Raw genomic sequence first — 18,555 nt, forward strand, 5'->3', positions numbered from 1 at the left:
AACCGGGTGGCGGCAAAGCCGCGCGGCGGTTAGAGTATGCAGTTGCAGTGCGCTGCCGACCTCGGACCGCGGTCATCGCCGCGGCAGCGCACCGGGGTCTCGATTCAGGTCCGAGCCAAATGCCATCGCATCATCCTTCGATCGGAGTACGGCAATGCCCCATAACCTAGAAAACACGCTACAAGAATTCAAGATCGGCCCTTCCGCAAAGGGCCAGTTTTATTCCCTCCCCCAGCTGGGCGAGGAGCTGGACCTGGCGATCGGGCGCCTCCCGGTGTCGATCCGCGTGGTGCTGGAATCGGTGCTGCGCAACTGCGACGGCAAGAAAGTCACCGAAGAACACGTCAAGCAACTGGCCAGCTGGAAGCCGACTGCCGAGCGTTTCGACGAGATTCCCTTCGTGGTGGCCCGCGTGGTGCTGCAGGACTTCACCGGCGTACCGCTGCTGGCCGACCTGGCCGCAATGCGCAACGTCGCCGAGAAGATGGGCAAAAACCCCAAGCAGATCGAGCCGCTGGTGCCGGTGGACCTGGTGGTCGACCACTCGGTGCAGATCGACCACTTCCGCGAGAAGAAGGCGCTGGACCTGAACATGCAGCTGGAATTCAAGCGCAACAACGAGCGCTACCAGTTCATGAAGTGGGGCATGCAGGCCTTCGATACCTTCGGCGTGGTGCAGCCGGGCTTCGGCATCGTGCACCAGGTGAACCTGGAATACCTGGCGCGGGGCGTGCACAAGAAGGACGGCGTCTACTACCCAGACACGCTGGTCGGCACCGACTCGCACACCACCATGATCAACGGCATCGGCGTGGTCGGCTGGGGCGTCGGCGGCATCGAGGCCGAGGCCGGCATGCTCGGCCAGCCGGTGTATTTCCTGACGCCGGACGTGGTCGGCGTGGACCTGACCGGCCGCCTGCGCGAGGGCGTCACCGCCACCGACCTGGTGCTGACCATCACCGAGATGCTGCGCAAGGAAAAGGTGGTGGGCAAGTTCGTCGAATTCTTCGGTGAAGGCACCGCCAGCCTGTCGGTGCCGGACCGCGCCACCATCGGCAACATGGCGCCTGAATACGGCGCCACCATGGGCTTCTTCCCGGTCGACGAGAAGACCATCGACTACTTCCGCGGCACCGGCCGCACCGACGAGGAAATCGCCGCCTTCGAAGGCTACTTCCGTGCCCAGAACATGTTCGGCATCCCGCAGGCGGGCGAGATCGACTACAGCAAGACGCTGAAGCTGGACCTGTCCACCGTGGCGCCGTCGCTGGCGGGCCCGAAGCGCCCGCAGGACCGCATCGAGATCGGCAACGTCAAGAGCACCTTCGCCTCGCTGTTCAGCAAGCCGGTGGCCGAGAACGGCTTCAACAAGGATCCGGACGACCTGGACCGCGCCTACACCACCGCCGACGGCATCGAAGTGAAGAACGGCGACGTGCTGATCGCCGCCATCACCTCCTGCACCAACACCTCCAATCCGAGCGTGCTGCTGGCGGCCGGCCTGCTGGCCAAGAAGGCGGTGGAAGCCGGGCTGGAAGTCGCGCCGCATATCAAGACCTCGCTGGCCCCGGGCAGCCGCGTGGTGACCGAATACCTGCAGGCCGCCGGCCTGCTGCCGTACCTGGAAAAACTGGGCTTCGGCGTGACCGCCTACGGCTGCACCACGTGCATCGGCAACGCCGGCGACCTGACGCCTGAGTTGAACGATGCCATCACCACCAACGACCTGGTGGCGGCCGCCGTGCTGTCGGGCAACCGCAACTTCGAGGCCCGCATCCACCCGAACATCCGTGCCAACTTCCTGGCCTCGCCGCCGCTGGTGGTGGCCTACGCCATCGCCGGCAATGTCACGCGCGACCTGATGACCGAGCCGGTCGGCAAGGGCAAGGGTGGCAAGGATATCTGGCTGGGCGACATCTGGCCGACCTCGGAAGAAATCAATGCGCTGATGAAGTTCGCAATGAATGCCGGCACCTTCAAGACCAACTACGAGCAGGTCAAGAAGCCGAGCAAGCTGTGGGGCGCGATCCAGGGCACCAAGGGCCAGGTCTACGACTGGCCCAAGTCCACCTACATCGCCGAACCGCCCTTCTTCCAGGACTTCAGCATGGAGCCGTCGGCCGCCGTGGCCAGCGTGCGCGGCGCGCGGGCGCTGGGGGTCTTCGGCGATTCGGTGACGACCGACCATATCTCGCCGGCCGGCTCGATCAAGGACACCTCGCCTGCCGGCAAGTACCTGCTGGCGCACGGCGTGCTCAAGGCCGACTTCAACAGCTACGGCTCGCGCCGCGGCAACCATGAGGTGATGATGCGCGGCACCTTCGCCAACGTGCGCATCAAGAACCTGATGATCCCGCCCAAGGCCGACGGCGCGCGCGTGGAAGGCGGCCTCACCATCCACCAGCCCACTGGCGAACAGATGTCGATCTACGACGCGGCCATGAAGTACATCGCCGAGGGCACGCCCACGGTGGTATTCGGCGGCGAAGAGTATGGCACCGGCTCGTCGCGCGACTGGGCCGCCAAAGGCACGCAACTGCTGGGCGTGAAGGCCGTGGTGGCACGCAGCTTCGAGCGCATCCACCGCTCCAACCTGGTTGGCATGGGCGTGTTGCCGCTGCAGTTCAAGGGCAGCGACAGCGCGCAGACGCTGGGCATCACCGGCAACGAGACCTTCGATATCGAGGGCATCGAGGGCGACCTCAAGCCGCAGCAGGACGTGGTGCTGGTGATCAAGCGCGCCAACGGCGACGTGCAGCGCGTGCCGGTGCTGCTGCGCATCGATACACCGATCGAGGTCGACTACTACAACCACGGCGGCATCCTGCCGTTCGTGCTGCGCCAGCTGCTGGCCGCCTGAGGCGCGCCGTACGCCTGCAACCGCTGACGCCGCCTGCCTGAGCCTGATTGACGGGCCGCGGCAGGCGGCGTTTTTCATTGGGGCACGGTTTGCGTCCCCGGCATCACCCCGATGCCGGTCGCGCGCGTGTAAGTTCCACGCAAGCCAGCCCTGCCACACTGTGCTTCACTAGAACAGTGGTCAGAATGACAGGGCCGGCCCAGCCCCCCTGCGACTGACCCGGCCGGGCCCCGCCCGGCATCGCCAGAAACAGGAGACAGCATGGCAAAGATCCTCATCGCATTCATTATCATCGCCGGCGCGGCGCTTTACCTGCTGACCAAGGGCGGAAGCGACGTGTCCATCTCCGGCGAACAGCACGGCGTCGAAACCCACACCCCTGCCGCACCCGCCGCTTCCGCCGCACCAGCCCAGAAATAACGCGGACGAATAGCGCGCGCGCGCCGATGAGCGCTGGCCGCTCCGCATGAAGCGGCCTGCTTGTCAACGCAGCGAGTAGAATACCGTTTTACGCATAAACGGACGGTTTCTTTCTATGGCAGGTTTTCGCCCCAAGGCTTCCCCACGTCTTTCGCCTGACGCCGAGCGTCTGGTGGCCGATGCGCTCGCCCTCGACGCCTCGGGCAGCCGCATGGAGGACGGGTATTGGGAACGGCGGCTGTCGCAGCGCCTGGGCCGCCTGTTGAAGAACGGTAGCCAGACCGCGCTCGACGCGGCACTGGAACACTTGTTCAAGCACAACGCAGACGCCTCCGACGTACTCGCCGAACAGGCCGAGACCCTGGCCGAGTCGGCCACCATCGAGGTCGACGGCCAGCGCTATGACGCGCTGCTGATCGCCGCCCCGATCCTGGCGCATACGCGCTACGCCATTCCTTCCGGCTCGCTCAAGCCCGAGCTGGCGCAGACGCTGGCGGTGCACCTGCAGGCACACGTGCTGGCCACCGGCACCAAGGTCTCGCTGTCGCCGTACCTGTACAGCATCGACCAGCTGCCGCGCACGCACAGCGACACCTTCGCGCTGACGCACAAGCTGGCCGCGGCCGCGCTCGCCGGCGCGGTGCCCAAGGTCGACCTGCGCGACCTGCCCGAGACCGCGCCGATCCTGGCCGACCCGCGCTACCTGCTGGCGGTGGTGGTCGCGCCGCACGAGCAGGCGCTGTTCCGCTGGCAGGAAGACGCCAAGGAGCACCATGCCGAGCGCTCCACCTGCCTCGAGCAATGGCGCAGCCAGGTGCAGCCTTCGGTAGCGCTGCTGCTGCCGGGCTGCGAGTTCGAGCTGCTGCTCCCCGACGCCTTCTTCCTGTCCTGCCGCGAGTCCGACAAGAGCATCCGCCCGCTGACGGTGCGCGCCGCGGTCAACTACCTGTGCGGCACGCTCGATGTCTCTGCCGGCCAGCTGGCCGCGGTGGTGGCGGCGTTCGGCGAGGAAGTGGTCGAAGAATACCGCGTGGGCTTTACCATGCGCGGCGAGAAAGATGTGATCTACGGCATCGTCTGGCCGGTCTATGGCCGCGAAGCCGGCGAGGTCGACGCCGACGAGAAGGGCAACCCGCTCGAGCAGATCTGCGAAGAGCTACGCAATGCGGGCGTGGAAGATATCTTCCGCCACGCTGCGCTGTTCGATCCGGAGTATTGCGAGGATTGCGGCACGCCGCTGTATGCGGACCGCAATGGCGAGATCGTGCACGCCGAGCTGCCCGAGGATGCGCCGACGCAGCAGCCGCTGTTCCACTGACATCGCCTGCACCTGCAAGAACGGAAACGGCCCGCATTGCGGGCCGTTTCTCATTGGAGCGTCGATCAGGCTGGCGCGCGTTCGCTCACGCAACGCCACAAGCCGTGGCCCGACGCCGCATACTTGCGTTCGAACGGCGTCATCGCCTGTGACGGGTGCCATGCCTCGACCTGCCCCGGGCGACCCACCAACGCCAGCGCCTGCGCGAATTCATCGATATAAACCTGCCAGTTGCTGCGACACTCCAGGTAATCGCCACAGGCGGCCAGCGCCGGGAACACCGCGTGCCCCTGCCAGCGCCGCCCCAGGTGTCCGATCTTGGGCCACGGGTTCGGGTACAGCACGTAGTGGCGCGCCACCGGCACCGCATCGGCCTGCAGCATGCGCCAGACATCGACCAGGTCGGCCCGTGCCCAGCAGAAATTGGCAGGCATCGGCGCCTCGCCCCACCAGTCCTTGCCGGCGGCCAGGCGCTTTTCGGACTGGTCGACGCCGATCACGTAGTGGTCCGGGAACGCGGTGGCCAGGCGCAGCGTGCTTTCGCCCACGCCACAGCCCGCATCGAGGATCAGCGGCGCGCCGCCGGCCTGCTGCCAGCTTTGCAGCGCCGCGGCAAGCTCGCGCCGGCTAGCCTCGCCGATGGGCTTGCGGAACGGCTCGGCGAGGTGGCGCGCAACGCGCGCGGCCAGGTGTTCGTGGACATCGGACTGCGCCGAAACGATGGTGGGGGAATTGGCAAACATGGCCGCCATTTTAACGGCGCAGGCGGAGGGCCTCGCAGCAATATGGCTGCAACCATGTCACTTTAGCGGCACAATGCGGGACAAACCCGCCTGAGAACCCGTCCGCGCCCGCGCGGACCCGTACGAGGAGCCTGTCCGATGAAACCGACTCACGCCACCCCCGACCGGCAACGTTCGCCGCGCCTGCCCGCCCGCCGCACCCTGCTCCACACCGCCGCAGCGCTGGTGCTGGGCAGCGCCGCCTTCACGCTGCTGCCGGCGGGCGCCGCCCATGCCGAGGACCTGCGTATCGGGCTGTCGGCCGACGTCACCTCGATGGACCCACACTGGAACAACTCCGGCCCCAACAACGCGATCGCGCTGCATATCTTCGAATCGCTGGTGTTCATGGACAAGAACGCCCGCTATATCCCCGGCCTGGCGCTGTCGTGGAAGCCGGTCAACGCCATCACCTGGGAAATCAAGCTGCGCCCCAACGTGAAGTGGCAAGACGGCTCGCCCTTTACCAGCGAGGACGTCAAGGCCTCACTGGAACGCCCGGAGAAGCTGGCCAACAGCCCGGGCTCGTTCACCAGCTACACCAAGCCGATCGCGCGCATCGACACGCCCGATCCGCTGACGGTGCGCCTGACCATGAGCGTGCCCAACTACGCCAACCTGGCCAATGACCTGAACAGCGTGCCGATCATGCCGAAGAAGGTCGCCGCCACGCTGACGCAGACGGACTTCGACTCAGGCAAGGCGATGATCGGCACCGGCCCCTTCAAGTTGGTACGCTTTGCACGCGGGCAGGAAATCGTGATGGAGCGCAACCCCAACTACTGGGGCCCCAAGCCCGAGTGGGACCGCGCCATCTTCCGCATCATCACCGACAACGGCGCGCGCTCGGCCGCGCTGCTGGCGGGCGATGTCGACGTGATCGAGAGCGTGCCGTCGGCGGACGTGGCTAAGCTAAAGCAGAACCCCAGGTTCAAGATCGAGCAGCAGGTGTCGTGGCGCACCATCTTCTGGCAGATGGACCAGTCGCACGACAACCCGCCCTTCGTCACCGACAAGGCCGGCAAGCCGCTCGGCAAGAACCCGTTCAAGGATGCGCGCGTGCGTGCCGCGATCAGCAAGTCACTGAACCGCGACGCCATCGTCAACCGCATCATGGAAGGGCTGGCGGTGCCGGCATCCTCGATCGTGTCGCCACAGATCTTTGGCCATCCGGGCACCAAGCCCGAGGCCTATGACCCGGAAGGTGCCAAGAAGCTGCTCGCCGCCGCCGGTTATCCCGACGGCTTCGGGCTGACGCTGCACGCCACCAACAACCGCTACCTGAACGACGCCGCGGTGGCGCAGGCCACGGCCAGCATGCTGACGCGCATCGGCATCCAGACCAAGGTCGAAACCATGCCGGTGGCCGTGTACTTCACACGCGCGCGCCAGGGCGAGTTTGCCTTCCAGATGCTCGGCTGGGGCTCGGCCGCCGCCGACGTGGCGCTGCGCTCGATCACCGGCACGCCCAATCCCAAGACCGGCTACGGCACCTGGAACTGGGGCAAGTACAGCAACCCGCAGCTGGACCAGCTGATCGAGAAATCGCTGACGACGGTCAGCAGCGAGAAGGCGCGTGAGGAGAATGCCCGCACCGCGGCGAAGTTCGCGCTGGCCGACCACGCGATTATTCCGTCGCATAGCCAGCTGGCGATGTGGGCGATGAAGAAGGGGCTGAAGTACGAGGCGCGGACGGACGAGTGGTCATTGGCGCAGTTCTTCCATAAGGAATAACAGGCCTGCGGCTTGCACCCCTCGTCCGCGATGCGGGCGAGGGGCCGTCCCTCAAATCCTCAACCGCTCTTCCTGCCGCGCATTCGCGGCGCGCAGCTTCTCCACCCAATCCCGCGCCGGCAGCCCGGTGGTCTTTTCCACCACGTCGGCACGCCCTTCCAGCGCTTCCCACGACACATCGATATCCGGCCCGTTGAAGGCCATCGCGATGATATTGCCGTCATGCACTTCGGGGAACACCAGCACGCGGTTGTCGAAGGCGTCGCAGATGCGCTCGATATTCTTCGGGAAGCTGTCGTGGTCGCCGAACAGGTTGATGGTCATCACCCCCGGCGCCTTCAGCGTGCGCCGGCAGGCGCGGTAGAACGCGGTGGTATCGAGCACGGGCCCGCGCGCGGTGGCGTCGTACAAGTCCACCTGCAGCACGTCGATGGCGCCGGCGTGGGCGCCGTCCATCACGTAGTCCCAGGCGTCCTGCTCGCGCACGGTCAGGCGCGCATCGTCCTCGCGCAAGCCGAACATGCTGCGGCCGGCCACGATCACGGCCGGGTTCAGTTCCACCGCGGTCACGCGCGCCCGGTTGAACTGGCGGTGACAGAACTTGGTCAGCGCCGCGGCGCCCAGGCCAAGCTGCACCACGTGGAACTCTTCAACGGACGGCGACAGGAACAGTAGCCACGCCATCATCTGCTGCGCGTATTCCAGTTCGATGGCATCGGGCTTGCGCAGGCGCATCGCGCCCTGTACCCACTCGGTGCCGAAGTGCAGGTAGCGCACCCCTTCCATTTCCGAGAAGGTCACCGGCGCAAAGCGCGGGGTCATGCGCTTTTCCTCGCGCGCCGGCGCCTGGCCACGGTTGCGGGTACCACGGGCCGGACGGCGCGAAGCCACGGCTTCAATCGATTTGCGTTTCAGTAGTGTCATGTTGTCAAAAAAAAGCGTTCAGCATCCGCTGCAGCATGGAGGCGCGGAAAGCGGGTTACTTGCCCAGCGCCACCTGCGCGCGCTGCAGCCATTCGCGGTTGTGTTCGCGGGCGTGGCGCGGCCAGTGGCGGGCGTCGTGGACGATGTCGGCGTAGAGCTGGCGCGCGCGTTCGCGGTCGGCGGCATCGGGTTGCGCCGCCAGCCAGTCGGCGAACAGGCAGCGCGGCGCGGCGTCGCTGGCACTGGTCAGCGCCTGCTCGAACGCGGCGCGCGTGCCCGGCGCGCCGGTGGCCGCAAGCGCGCGCGCATACAGCAAGGCGGGATCGGGTTGCTGGCGCGCTTGCGGATCGGCCGCGAACAGCTTTTCCAGCGTCGCCAGCGCGGCCGCCGCATCTCCGGTGGCGAACTGCGCCTGCGCCAGGCCCTGCAGCAGCGCCGGGTCGGACGCGAACGGGCCGTTGGCGGCGGCCTGGTAGTGCTGCAGGGCCTCGGCCGGCTCGCCGGCCTCCAGCAGCGCCGCGCCCAGCCGCATCCGGTGCTGCACCGTCGGCGCGCGGTCAAAGTCGGTGCGGGCCTCGCGCACCGCGCGGTTCGGATCGACCAGCTGCGTGATCGCGCGCGTGGCCACGCGCGCGCCACGCGATTGCCGCAGCTCGGGCAGGAAGATCGCAAAGAAATACACCAGGCTGCCCAGTCCCGGGAACAGGAACAGGATCAGCAGCCAGTACATGTTCTGGTGCGTGCGCACCGCATGCACCGCGAAGAACAGTGCAATGATGATATGGATGCTGATGCCGAAAATACGCATAGGGTAGTCACCTTGGAAACAATGGCCGCGGCGGCGGTGCAGCGCCGGCCGCCGGCATTGTGACAGAAAGCCCCGGGGGCAAGTTTCAGCCGCCCGCCGCCATGCCGGCGCCGGCCGCCTGCAGGCCCGCCACCGCCTGCGGCGTCAGCACGGCCTCGCCGTTCACCGCGCGCGCCACCAGCGCATCGGCTGCCTCGATGGCGATGCCCTGCGCGGCATACCAGGCGTCGTCGTAATAGGTATTGCCATAGCGCTCGCCGCTGTCGCACAGCAGGCCGACAATGGCGCCGCCCTGCCCCGCCGCTTGCATCTGCTGGGCCAGGTACAGCACGCCGACGAAGTTGGTGCCGGTCGAGCCGCCCACGCGGCGGCCGAAGCGCGCGGAGAGGTAGCGCATCGCAGCAAACGACAGCGCGTCCGGCACCTTCAGCATGGCGTCGATGCAGCTCGGGATGAATGAGCGTTCCACCCGCGGCCGGCCGATGCCCTCGATGCGCGAGCCGACCGTCAGACCCAGCTCAGGCTGCGGCTTGCCATCGAGACAGCTGCGGAAGTAGTCAAAGAACACCGAGTTTTCCGGATCCGCGCACAGCACGCGGGTCTTGTGGCGGCTGTAGGCCACATAGCGCCCGAGCGTGGCGATGGTGCCGCCGGTGCCGCCACTGGACACCAGCCAGGCCGGCACCGGGTACTCTTCCTCGGCCATCTGCTTGAAGATCGACTCGGCGATATTGTTGTTGGCGCGCCAGTCGGTGGCCCGTTCGGCATAGGTGAACTGGTCCATGAAATGCCCGCCGGCCTCCTGCGCGATGCGGTGCGACTCGGCGTAGATCTCCGCCGGGTTGGCCACCAGGTGGCAGCGCCCGCCGTAGAACTCGATCGCCTCGATCTTGGCGCGCGAGGTGCCTGCGGGGATCACCGCCACGAACGGCAGCCCCAGCAGCCTGGCGAAGTACGCCTCGGAGATCGCGGTCGAGCCGCTGGAGGCTTCCACCACCATGCTGCCCTCGTGCAGCCAGCCGTTGCACAGCGCGTACAGGAACAGCGAGCGCGCCAGCCGGTGCTTCAGGCTGCCGGTCGGGTGGCTCGACTCGTCCTTGAAATAGAAGTGGATGTCGGGATAGCCCGGCAGGTCCAGCGGAATCAGGTGGGTATCTGCGGAACGGTTGAAGTCCGCTTCGATCTTGCGGATGGCTTCATGGGTCCAGTCGGAGAGTGGCATGGCGTCTTGCGGGCACGGCGGCCTGGCTTTGGGACAGGCCATCAGGATGCCAGAAGCGACCACGCCCGGCAAAAATACGGTCTGCCCGGCGCCGACTGCGGAGCCGGCGCACGCGCCGACACGGACCTCGGCCGCTAGGCCTCAGGCCTACCGGTAGACCAGCACCGGGATCTTGCTGTGGGTCAGCACCTTGAGGGTTTCGCTGCCGATCAGCATTCCCTGGACGCCGCGCCGCCCGTGCGATGCCATCACGATCAGGTCGCAGTCCTTGTCCTCGGCCGTCTTGATGATGGCCTCGTAGGGATGGTCATTGACCGCGTAGGCCGTGTCGCAGGCCACGCCCGCCGTGCCGGCCTCGTTGGCCAGTCCGCGCAGGTAGCGGGTCGCGTCTTCCCAGGCTTGCTTCACGTAGGTTTCGCGCGTGCCTTCCAGCATTTCTACCTCGTAGGTCAGCACGTGGTAGTTCGGACAGACGCGCACCAGCGTGGTCTTTGCGTCCATTTCCCGCGCCAGCACGAGTGCCTTGCGGAAGGCCGATTCGGACAGTTCGGAGCCATCGACCGCCAGCAGGAGATGCCTGAACATAATTGCCTCCTTGCCTGCTCATTGCGCTCACTTTCGATGCGTCATCGCCTTGCGTCCGAAAGTGTGAGCCGCAAGGCGCACAACAATGAGCGACCGATACCCCCGGTTTCGAATTATTCGTCACCCGAATCCAGTATAGGTGCGCCATGGCCCACGGCAATCCCGGCACGCGTCACGTCGGACTGACGAGGATTCGAAGGCGAAGGCGCGCGGGTGCCTCATGTCTGGCTCCGCGCCGCAATGCCGGCGGGATCCTCCGCCAGCCATGCCGCCATAGCCGCCGCCACCGCTTGTGGCGCTTCCATGGTGGTCATGTGCCCCGCATCCTCGATAACTTCGAGCCGCGCCACCGGAATCCGCTCACACATGTCGACGTGGTGGGCCAGCGGGTTCCAGTCATCCTGGCGGCCGCACAGCAGCAACGTCGGGCAGGCAATGGCCGGCAGCAGCCGCGTCGCGTCTGGACGCCCGAGTAGTGCCCGCACCTGCGCGGCAAACTGTCCGGGATTGCTGCGCTCGATCATGTCAAGGATCTCATCGAACAGGGGCGAGCCAAACATGATCGTCCCGCTACGAACCCCAAAGCGCTAGGAAAAATCTCACTTGCTTCTGCGCTCTCCTCATGAAAATCAATGTTCCGCCCGCCCTCCACCCAGTCCCTGATGTGCTTTGAAGCGAGCGCCCGGCTGCGCTCCTTCACTGCCGCCGCGCGCGAACTGAACCTGACACAAGGCGCGGTGAGCCGCCAGATCCAGACGCTGGAGGAGCGCCTCGGCGTGCCGCTCTTTACCGGGCGGCGCGACGCCATGGCGCTTACCGACGCCGGGCGCGAATACCTGGCCGAAATCGCGCCGCTGCTGCGGCAACTGGAGCGGGCCACCATGAACGTGATGGCCCTCAAGGGAAGGGGCGGCGCCCTGTCGCTCTCGGTCGGCGCGTCGCTGGGCAGCTACTGGCTGATTCCGCGCCTGCCGGCGTTTACGCGCGGTCACGGCGAGATCACCCTGAACCTGCGCACGCGCGTGGGTCCGGTGGACTTCAGCACCGCGGCCGTGGATGCTTCGCTGGAATTCGGCGACGGCCAGCGGCCGGGCCTGCATAGCGATTTCGTGGTGCCGCTGCAGCTATCGCCCTATGCAGCGCCGTCATGGGTGGCCGCGCATGGCAAGGCGGTCGACGCAAGCACGCCACGGTCGGCGCTGATCCAGCATCTGACGCTGCCCGACGCATGGGAAGGCTGGTTCGCGCGGCAAGGCATCGAGGCCAGCCCGGGCCACGCGGGGCCGCGCTACGAGGTGATGTCGATGGCTTTGAACGCCACCGTGGCAGGGATGGGCGTGGCGCTACTGCCCTCATACATGACCGGTGACCTGCTGGTGGCCGGCAAGCTGGAGCGCCTGGCCGACGTCGCCTGGCAGCACCCGAAGGGCTACTACCTGGTGTATCCGCCGGCGTCGGCGCAGATGAGGGCCCTGAAGGTGTTTCGCGACTGGCTGTTGCAGCAGCGCGAGGCCGGCGCCGCCGCGGGCAGCTGAGCAGCCGGTTGATCGGACACGCGCGCGGGGAACACTCGCGCCCGGAATTGCGGCAGGGTCAGCGCCTCAGGCCAGCAACCCTCGCCACAATGCCAGCTTCTGCTCGAAATTGCGCGCCGCGTGCGCGGGGCTGGACGATGGCAGCACCACCGTCTCATAGCCCTGCGCGGCGAACTGCGGCGCAAAACGGCCCGAAGTGCCGCCATTGAATCCGACACGCTGCAGCGCGGGCGCGAGCGCGCGCAGGCGCGTGAAATCGTTGGCCTGCGGCAGGCGGATATTGCTGTCCAGGCTGCCTTCGCGCAGGCACGCGCCCAGGACGTCCCAGACGCCGATGCGATGCGCCAGCAGCCGCACCAGCCGTTCGGCATAGGGCAGCGCCGGCAGCGGCTCGCCGGTGAGCGCGGCCATCAATGGCCAGAACTGGTTGCGGGGATGGGCGTAGTACTGGCGCGCGGCCAGCGAAGCGGCGCCGGGGAAGCTGCCCAGCACCAGCACGCGGGTGTGGGCGTCGATGACGGGCGGCAGGCCCTGGTGGAGATCGCCGGCAGCCGGAGGGATATCAGGCATGGCAAAGCGGTGCGGGCACGCAAGGTGCCCGCACCGACAGGCCGTCAGGCCAGCAGCTTGTTGACGCGCTGCACGTAGGCGGCCGGGTCTTCCAGCATGCCGCCCTCGGCCAGCAGCGCCTGGTCGAACAGCACCTGCACGCGGTCGCTGAAGGCGTCGCCCGATTCCTCACCTTGCAGGTCGCGCAGCTTCTTCACCAGCGCGTGTTCCGGATTCAGCTCCAGGATCGGCTGGGCGTCCGGCGCCTTCTGGCCGGCCTGCTTGAGCAGGCGCTGCAGGTAGCCGCTCATGTCGCCCTCGTCCGAGACCAGGCACGACGCCGACGCGGTCAGGCGCAGCGTCACGCGCACGTCCTTGGCCTTGCCGTCCAGCACGGACTTGGCGCGTTCCACCACGTCCTTCCAGTCGGCCTCGGCCTTTTCCTGCTCGGCCTTCTCGGCTTCGTCGGCGAGCTTGCCCAGGTCCAGGTCGCCGCGCGCGACCGACAGCAGTTCCTTGCCGTCGAACTCGCGCAGGAACGACAGCATCCATTCGTCGACGCGGTCGGTCAGCAGCAGCACTTCGATGCCCTTCTTGCGGAATACTTCCAGGTGCGGGCTGTTCTTGGCGGCGGACCAGGTATCGGCGGTGACGTAGTAGATCTTGTCCTGGCCTTCCTTCATCCGGCCGACATAGGCGGCCAGCGCCACGTTCTGTTCGGCGGTGTCGTTTTGCGTCGAAGCAAAGCGCAGCAGCTTGGCGACGCGCTCCTGGTTGGCTTGGTCCTCGCCGGCGCCTTCCTTCAGCGCCTGGCCGAACTGCTGCCAGAAGGTGTCGTACTTGGCGCGCTCGGCTTCGTCTTCACTGTCGGCCAGCGCTTCCAGCATCGACAGCACGCGCTTGGTGCAGCCCTCGCGGATCGCCTTGACGTCGCGGCTTTCCTGCAGCAGTTCGCGCGACACGTTCAGCGGCAGGTCGGCGGAATCGACCACGCCCTTGACCCAGCGCAGGTAGCCGGGCAGCAGCTGATCGGCGTCGTCCATGATGAAGACGCGCTTGACGTACAGCTTCAGGCCGGCCTTGTGGTTGCGGTCCCACAGGTCGAACGGCGCGCGTGCCGGGATGTAGAGCAGCTGGGTGTACTCGCTGCGGCCCTCCACGCGGTTGTGGGTCCAGGCCAGCGGCGCTTCGTTGTCGTGCGCGATGTGCTGGTAGAAGGCGGTGTACTGCTCATCGGAAATGTCGGACTTGGCCCGGGTCCACAGCGCGCTCGCCTGGTTGACGCTTTCCCACTCGTCGGTGCGCTTGTACGTGCTGGCCTCGGCGTCCCACACCTCCTTGGGCATGCGGATCGGCAGCGAGATATGGTCCGAGTACTTCTGGATGATGCTCTTCAGGCGCCAGGCCGACAGGAAGTCGTCCTCGCCCTCGCGCAGGTGCAGCGTGATGGTGGTGCCGCGCTCGGCGCGCGCGATCGCATCGACGCTGAACTCGCCGTCGCCGGTGCTTTCCCACCGCACCGCCTCTTCGGCGCCCAGGCCGGCGCGGCGGGTTTCCACCGTGACCTTGTCGGCGACGATAAAGGCCGAGTAGAAGCCCACGCCGAACTGGCCGATCAGCGCGGCGTCCTTCTGCTGGTCGCCCGACAGCTGCTGGAAGAATTCCTTGGTGCCGGAACGGGCGATGGTACCCAGGTTGCGGATCGCCTCGTCGCGGCTCATGCCGATGCCGTTGTCGGTGATCGTCAGCGTACGGGCCTTGCCATCGGCCTCGATGCGGATGGCAAGGTCGGCGTCGTTTTCCAGCAGCGACGGGTTCGCGATCGCCTCGAAGCGCAGCTTGTCAGTGGCGTCCGAAGCATTCGAGACCAGCTCGCGCAGGAAAATTTCCTTGTTGCTGTACAGCGAGTGGATCATCAGGTGCAGCAGCTGCTTCACTTCCGCCTGGAAGCTCATCGTCTCGTGCGGTGCGGTCATGGTTCTCCTCTTGAAAACAGGCGAATCTGGAATATGGGTCTGGCCGGGTCATCGGCCGGTGCCCCCAGAAATAGGGCTGCCCGGGCCATTTTTCAAGGGCCGGGCGTGATGGCGGCATGGCTTAAAGGCGTTCGAGCTGGCGCGCCAGGAAGCGCAGCATGTCCGGATCGCCGCTGCTGGCGACGTTGAAGCGCATCCAGCCCGACGGCATCTGCGACGGCGAGAACAAGCTCCCCGGGGCGAACAGGTAGCCCTCCTCATGGCCGGCGGTGGCGATCGCGTTGGTGTCGCGGCCGGTATCCGCCCACAGGTACATGCCGGCGTGCTGGCCCGGGAACAAGCGCAGCCCGAGGCGCTCCAGCTCGCGCCGGGTGTCGTCGCTGGCGCGATCCAGGCGGGTGCGCACGCGCTCGACGTGCTTGCGGTAGTGCCCCTCGGTCAGCACCTTGTACAGCACGCGCTCGTTGATCTCGGGCGTAGCCAGGCCCGCCAGCAGCTTGCTGTCGGTCAGCGCCGAGGCCATTTCCGGGTGTGCGGCGATAAAGCCCACGCGCAGATTGGCGGCCAGCGTCTTGGAAAAACTGCCCAGGTAGATCACCCGGCGCAGCTGGTCCAGGCTCGCGATCCGCGTGGCGGCGTGGCCGGGCGGGCACAGGTCGCAGTAGATGTCGTCCTCGACGATCAGGAAGTCGTACTGCTCGGCCATGCGCAGTAACTGGAAGGCCTTGGCCGCCGACAGCGAGGTGCCGGTCGGGTTGTGCAGCACCGAGTTGATCACAAACAGCTTGGGCCGGCGTGCCTGCACGATGCGCTCCAGCGCCTCCAGGTCCGGCCCCTCGGCGGTGTAGGGCACGCCGATCACCTGCGCGCCCTGCGCGGCAAAGCGGCCGAACATCACGAACCAGGCCGGGTCGCCCACCAGCACCGCGTCGCCGGGCTGCAGGTAGAGGCGGGCAATCAGGTCCAGCGCCTGGGTGATGCCCGAGGTCAGCACGATCTGCTCGGCGCCGGCGCGGATTTCCAGTTCTTCCAGCCGGGTGCGCAGCTGCTGCCGCAGCGGCAGGAAGCCCTGCGGCGTGCCGCTGGCGAGGAAGTGGTTGCCCGGCTGGCGGCCGAGTCCGCGCAGTGCGCTGGCGATCAGCTCGCCGTCGAGCCAGTCGTTGGGCAGGAAGCCCAGCCCCGGCGCCTTGTGCGCCTCGGCGGTGTGGAACATGCTGCGCAGCAGCCAGGTCACGTCGATATTGCGCGCCACCGCCACGCCGGACGATACCGGGGCCGCGGGCGCGGCCGGCGTGCGCTCACGCACGTAGAAGCCCGAGCCGCGGCGCGATTCCAGGTAGCCCAGCGCCACCAGCCGCTCATAGGCCTCGACCACGGTAAAGCGCGAGATGCCCTTCTCCTGCGCCAGCTGCCGGATCGACGGCATGCGCATGCCGGCGCGGAAGACGCGCTCGTCGATGCGCATGCGGGCCCATTCGGTCAGCTGCTCGACCAGCGTCATCTGGGCCGACGGGATCGGGTCGGGCAGGCGCTCGGTGGTCGGCACGACCAGACGCAGCGAACGGCCGGAGGGTTGCCCCGCGGGTGACGAAGACGTGCCGTGCGCGTCGCCTCCGCTATCCTTCTTGCGGGTCGCGGCGGCGGGATCCGTGCCGGTGTCGCCGTCCTTGGTGTGGGCATCCATGTGCTGCTCCTGCAACTGTACTGAATACGATCCGCTTAACTGTACCGGTACTGTACCGACTACCTTGTCTACCATCAAGCCAACATGAAGCTCGTCCTCGATCACCTTGTCGTCGCCGCGCCCGAACTGGACGCCGGCACCGGCCATGTCGCCGAACTGCTGGGCATCGCGCCCCATGGCGGCGGTGCGCACGCCGCCATGGGCACGCACAACCGCGTGCTCGGTATGTTCGGCGGGGCCTACCTGGAAGTGATCGCGCTCGACCCGGCCGCCCCGGCACCGGAACGCCCGCGCTGGTTCGGCCTCGACACCGAAGCCGTGCAGCAACGCCTGCGCGACGGCCCCTTCCTGCTGCACTGGGCCACCCGCGTGGAGCGCCCGGCCGACCTGACGCTGTGGCAGTCGCAGTATCCGGAGCGGATCGCCCCGGTCATCCCGATGGCCCGTGGCGACCTGCGCTGGCGCATCACCGTGCCGGAAGACGGCAGCCTGCCCGCCTGGCAGGGCGAGGCGGACCGCGCCGGCGACGGCCTGCTGCCCAGCCTGATCCAGTGGGACGTGGCCAGCTACCCCGGCGTGAGCCTGCCGCGGCAGGATCTGGCGCTGCGCAAGCTGTCCGGGCGCCATCCGCGCGCGGAGCTGCTGCGCCAGGGCTTGGCGTGGCTGGGCGCCGACCACCTGATCGCACTGGAGCCGGCAGACGGCCCGCCCGAGTTGATTGCCGAAATTGAAACCGCGCAGGGCATCCGCACCCTGCGCTAGCCATCCTTGTAAAGATTCCCGAAGGAGACCCCCGATGTCCGCCACCCGCAAGCGCTTCGACGACGACCCCTACCTCGACCACTGCACCGCCACCGTGGTGGCCGCCGGCGCCGACGGGATCGAACTCGATGAAACCGTTTGCTACGCGCGCAGCGGCGGCCAGGCCGGCGACACCGCCACGCTGGCGCTGCCCGACGGGCGCACCATCGCCATCGTCGACACGGTCTACGCGGACGACCGCAGCCGCATCCTGCACGTGCCGGCACCGGACGCACCACTGCCGCGCGTGGGCGAGCGCGTCACGGTCACCATCGACTGGGCACGCCGCCACAAGCTGATGCGCCTGCATACCTGCCTGCACCTGCTGGGCTCGCTGATCCCGGTGCCGGTGACCGGCTGCGGCATCTCGCCGGAATCGGCGCGGATCGACTTCGACCTGCCGGAATCGACGCTGGACAAGGCCGACCTGACCGAGCGCCTGAACGCGCTGATCCATGCCAACACCGCGGTGCGCACCACGCTGATCACGCCGCAGGAACTGGCCGCCGAGCCCGAGCTGGTGCGAACCATCGGCGCGGCGCCGCCGGCCGGCACATCCAGCATCCGCATCATCGAGATCCCCGGCGTGGACCGCCAGCCCTGCGGCGGCACGCATGTTGCCAACACCAGCGAGATCGGCGCGGTGGTGGTGACCAGGATCGAGAAGAAGAGCCGCACCAACCGGCGCGTGGTCGTCGCTTTCGCATAAGCGCCATGACATCCGGCTTGCTCACCGGCCTCACGGCCGCGCAGTTTCTCGCCCTGCTGACCCTGCTCACGGTCGGACTGTTCACGCCCGGCCCCAATACCACCATCGCCGCGGTGACCGGCGCCAACTTCGGGCTGCGCGCGACGCTGCCGCACTGCATCGGCGTCGCGTTCGGCTTTGCCAGCATCCTGGCGCTGTGCGCGGTGGGCGTGGGCGCGCTGGTCCTGGGTGAGCCGGCGCTGGCCGCCGTGGTTCACCTGGCCGGCGTGGCCTATCTGCTGTGGCTGGCGTGGAAGATCGCGCGCAGCGCGGCGCTGGCCGAGAAGCGGGTGCTGCGCCCGCTGAGCGTGTGGCAGTCGGCCGTGCTGCAGTACGCCAACATCAAGGCGTGGATGCTGGCCCTGGCGGTCGCCGCCTCGTACATGGCCGGCGCGCCCTCACCCGCGCAGCGCATGCTGCTGGTGTGCGGCGTGTTCGCGGTGCTGGGCTTTGTCAGCAACGGCGTGTATGGCGTGCTGGGCGCATCGCTGCGACAGTGGCTGAAACAGGGCCAGCGCGTGCGCTGGTTCAACCGCGCCATGGGTGTGGCCCTGGCACTGACCGCGCTGTGGATTGCCGTCGGTGCCCGGCCGGGCGTGCAGTGAACGC

The 18,555-nt window shown here is 67.4% G+C and carries 17 protein-coding genes; 8 read left to right on the forward strand and 9 right to left on the reverse strand.

Features of this window, described 5'->3' with window-relative positions; all coding sequences use genetic code 11:
* Positions 1–154: 154 nt before the first annotated feature.
* The 3 genes from acnA (at position 155) to AC10V3_RS14625 (ending at position 4,598) form a co-directional block, all read left to right on the forward strand.
* Entirely contained in the window at positions 155–2,860 is a 2,706-nt protein-coding gene (gene acnA / locus AC10V3_RS14615; RefSeq protein ID WP_490922396.1) for an aconitate hydratase AcnA, read from the forward strand.
* Between the two features lie 261 nt (positions 2,861–3,121).
* Positions 3,122–3,280, forward strand: a complete 159-nt coding sequence (locus AC10V3_RS14620) for a hypothetical protein (RefSeq protein WP_022535993.1) — start codon at positions 3,122–3,124, stop codon at positions 3,278–3,280.
* A gap of 115 nt (positions 3,281–3,395) precedes the next feature.
* Complete coding sequence (locus AC10V3_RS14625) at positions 3,396–4,598, forward strand: DUF2863 family protein (protein ID WP_022535994.1); 1,203 nt, start codon at positions 3,396–3,398, stop codon at positions 4,596–4,598.
* 65 nt (positions 4,599–4,663) lie between these two features.
* Here AC10V3_RS14625 and trmB read toward each other — a convergent pair whose 3' ends face one another.
* Positions 4,664–5,350 carry a tRNA (guanine(46)-N(7))-methyltransferase TrmB gene (gene trmB / locus AC10V3_RS14630; RefSeq protein ID WP_022535995.1) on the reverse strand — a complete coding sequence of 229 codons (687 nt, stop codon included), beginning with the start codon at positions 5,348–5,350 and terminating at the stop codon, positions 4,664–4,666.
* Positions 5,351–5,479: 129 nt separating this feature from the next.
* Between trmB and AC10V3_RS14635 the strand changes: the two genes are divergently transcribed.
* Positions 5,480–7,114 (forward strand): ABC transporter substrate-binding protein, encoded by a 1,635-nt coding sequence (locus AC10V3_RS14635; RefSeq protein ID WP_349607296.1) that lies wholly within the window; start codon positions 5,480–5,482, stop codon positions 7,112–7,114.
* 51 nt (positions 7,115–7,165) lie between these two features.
* On the opposite strand, the gene AC10V3_RS14640 is transcribed toward AC10V3_RS14635, so the two are convergent.
* From AC10V3_RS14640 to AC10V3_RS14660, 5 genes are all read right to left on the reverse strand, one after another.
* Complete coding sequence (locus AC10V3_RS14640; protein WP_349607295.1) at positions 7,166–8,038, reverse strand: class I SAM-dependent methyltransferase; 873 nt, start codon at positions 8,036–8,038, stop codon at positions 7,166–7,168.
* Between the two features lie 55 nt (positions 8,039–8,093).
* On the reverse strand, positions 8,094–8,846 hold the full coding sequence (locus AC10V3_RS14645) for a tetratricopeptide repeat protein (protein ID WP_490922398.1): 753 nt from the start codon (positions 8,844–8,846) through the stop codon (positions 8,094–8,096).
* An 85-nt stretch (positions 8,847–8,931) separates the two neighbouring features.
* The gene (locus tag AC10V3_RS14650) at positions 8,932–10,068 is read right to left on the reverse strand and encodes a PLP-dependent cysteine synthase family protein (protein ID WP_022535999.1); all 1,137 of its coding nucleotides are present in this window, start codon (positions 10,066–10,068) and stop codon (positions 8,932–8,934) included.
* A gap of 147 nt (positions 10,069–10,215) precedes the next feature.
* Positions 10,216–10,653, reverse strand: a complete 438-nt coding sequence (locus AC10V3_RS14655) for a universal stress protein (RefSeq protein WP_022536000.1) — start codon at positions 10,651–10,653, stop codon at positions 10,216–10,218.
* Positions 10,654–10,871: 218 nt separating this feature from the next.
* On the reverse strand, positions 10,872–11,213 hold the full coding sequence (locus AC10V3_RS14660; protein ID WP_349607293.1) for an alpha/beta fold hydrolase: 342 nt from the start codon (positions 11,211–11,213) through the stop codon (positions 10,872–10,874).
* Between the two features lie 72 nt (positions 11,214–11,285).
* Between AC10V3_RS14660 and AC10V3_RS14665 the strand changes: the two genes are divergently transcribed.
* A complete protein-coding gene (locus AC10V3_RS14665; protein WP_454752238.1) occupies positions 11,286–12,188 on the forward strand; it encodes a LysR substrate-binding domain-containing protein in 903 nt (300 codons plus the stop codon).
* A gap of 66 nt (positions 12,189–12,254) precedes the next feature.
* Here the strand turns inward: AC10V3_RS14665 and AC10V3_RS14670 are convergent, their stop codons facing one another.
* From AC10V3_RS14670 to AC10V3_RS14680, 3 genes are all read right to left on the reverse strand, one after another.
* Positions 12,255–12,758, reverse strand: coding sequence for a DNA-deoxyinosine glycosylase (locus AC10V3_RS14670; protein WP_454752239.1), 504 nt, complete (start codon positions 12,756–12,758; stop codon positions 12,255–12,257).
* Between the two features lie 44 nt (positions 12,759–12,802).
* Positions 12,803–14,713, reverse strand: coding sequence for a molecular chaperone HtpG (gene htpG / locus AC10V3_RS14675; protein ID WP_022536004.1), 1,911 nt, complete (start codon positions 14,711–14,713; stop codon positions 12,803–12,805).
* A gap of 121 nt (positions 14,714–14,834) precedes the next feature.
* The gene (locus AC10V3_RS14680) at positions 14,835–16,397 is read right to left on the reverse strand and encodes an aminotransferase-like domain-containing protein (protein ID WP_022536005.1); all 1,563 of its coding nucleotides are present in this window, start codon (positions 16,395–16,397) and stop codon (positions 14,835–14,837) included.
* An 84-nt stretch (positions 16,398–16,481) separates the two neighbouring features.
* Between AC10V3_RS14680 and AC10V3_RS14685 the strand changes: the two genes are divergently transcribed.
* From AC10V3_RS14685 to AC10V3_RS14695, 3 genes are read left to right on the forward strand one after another with little or no spacing between them, the layout of a single operon-like run.
* Positions 16,482–17,159 (forward strand): VOC family protein, encoded by a 678-nt coding sequence (locus AC10V3_RS14685; RefSeq protein ID WP_490922400.1) that lies wholly within the window; start codon positions 16,482–16,484, stop codon positions 17,157–17,159.
* A gap of 34 nt (positions 17,160–17,193) precedes the next feature.
* Positions 17,194–17,907 (forward strand): alanyl-tRNA editing protein, encoded by a 714-nt coding sequence (locus tag AC10V3_RS14690; RefSeq protein WP_454752242.1) that lies wholly within the window; start codon positions 17,194–17,196, stop codon positions 17,905–17,907.
* 5 nt (positions 17,908–17,912) lie between these two features.
* The gene (locus tag AC10V3_RS14695) at positions 17,913–18,551 is read left to right on the forward strand and encodes a LysE family translocator (protein ID WP_490922402.1); all 639 of its coding nucleotides are present in this window, start codon (positions 17,913–17,915) and stop codon (positions 18,549–18,551) included.
* Positions 18,552–18,555: the final 4 nt, after the last annotated feature.

Source organism: Cupriavidus sp. PB-02 (genome assembly GCF_058252315.1).

Bases quoted from the DNA above. Each gene is read 5' to 3' on its own strand.
- AC10V3_RS14665 (WP_454752238.1), top strand. From the start codon at position 11,286: ATGTTCCGCCCGCCCTCCACCCAGTCCCTGATGTGCTTTGAAGCGAGC.
- AC10V3_RS14685 (WP_490922400.1), top strand. From the start codon at position 16,482: ATGAAGCTCGTCCTCGATCACCTTGTCGTCGCCGCGCCCGAACTGGAC.
- AC10V3_RS14690 (WP_454752242.1), top strand. From the start codon at position 17,194: ATGTCCGCCACCCGCAAGCGCTTCGACGACGACCCCTACCTCGACCAC.
- AC10V3_RS14680 (WP_022536005.1), bottom strand. From the start codon at position 16,397: ATGGATGCCCACACCAAGGACGGCGACACCGGCACGGATCCCGCCGCC.
- AC10V3_RS14620 (WP_022535993.1), top strand. From the start codon at position 3,122: ATGGCAAAGATCCTCATCGCATTCATTATCATCGCCGGCGCGGCGCTT.
- AC10V3_RS14655 (WP_022536000.1), bottom strand. From the start codon at position 10,653: ATGTTCAGGCATCTCCTGCTGGCGGTCGATGGCTCCGAACTGTCCGAA.
- AC10V3_RS14695 (WP_490922402.1), top strand. From the start codon at position 17,913: ATGACATCCGGCTTGCTCACCGGCCTCACGGCCGCGCAGTTTCTCGCC.
- AC10V3_RS14670 (WP_454752239.1), bottom strand. From the start codon at position 12,758: ATGCCTGATATCCCTCCGGCTGCCGGCGATCTCCACCAGGGCCTGCCG.
- AC10V3_RS14625 (WP_022535994.1), top strand. From the start codon at position 3,396: ATGGCAGGTTTTCGCCCCAAGGCTTCCCCACGTCTTTCGCCTGACGCC.
- htpG (WP_022536004.1), bottom strand. From the start codon at position 14,713: ATGACCGCACCGCACGAGACGATGAGCTTCCAGGCGGAAGTGAAGCAG.
- trmB (WP_022535995.1), bottom strand. From the start codon at position 5,350: ATGGCGGCCATGTTTGCCAATTCCCCCACCATCGTTTCGGCGCAGTCC.
- AC10V3_RS14660 (WP_349607293.1), bottom strand. From the start codon at position 11,213: ATGTTTGGCTCGCCCCTGTTCGATGAGATCCTTGACATGATCGAGCGC.
- AC10V3_RS14635 (WP_349607296.1), top strand. From the start codon at position 5,480: ATGAAACCGACTCACGCCACCCCCGACCGGCAACGTTCGCCGCGCCTG.
- acnA (WP_490922396.1), top strand. From the start codon at position 155: ATGCCCCATAACCTAGAAAACACGCTACAAGAATTCAAGATCGGCCCT.
- AC10V3_RS14640 (WP_349607295.1), bottom strand. From the start codon at position 8,038: ATGACACTACTGAAACGCAAATCGATTGAAGCCGTGGCTTCGCGCCGT.
- AC10V3_RS14650 (WP_022535999.1), bottom strand. From the start codon at position 10,068: ATGCCACTCTCCGACTGGACCCATGAAGCCATCCGCAAGATCGAAGCG.
- AC10V3_RS14645 (WP_490922398.1), bottom strand. From the start codon at position 8,846: ATGCGTATTTTCGGCATCAGCATCCATATCATCATTGCACTGTTCTTC.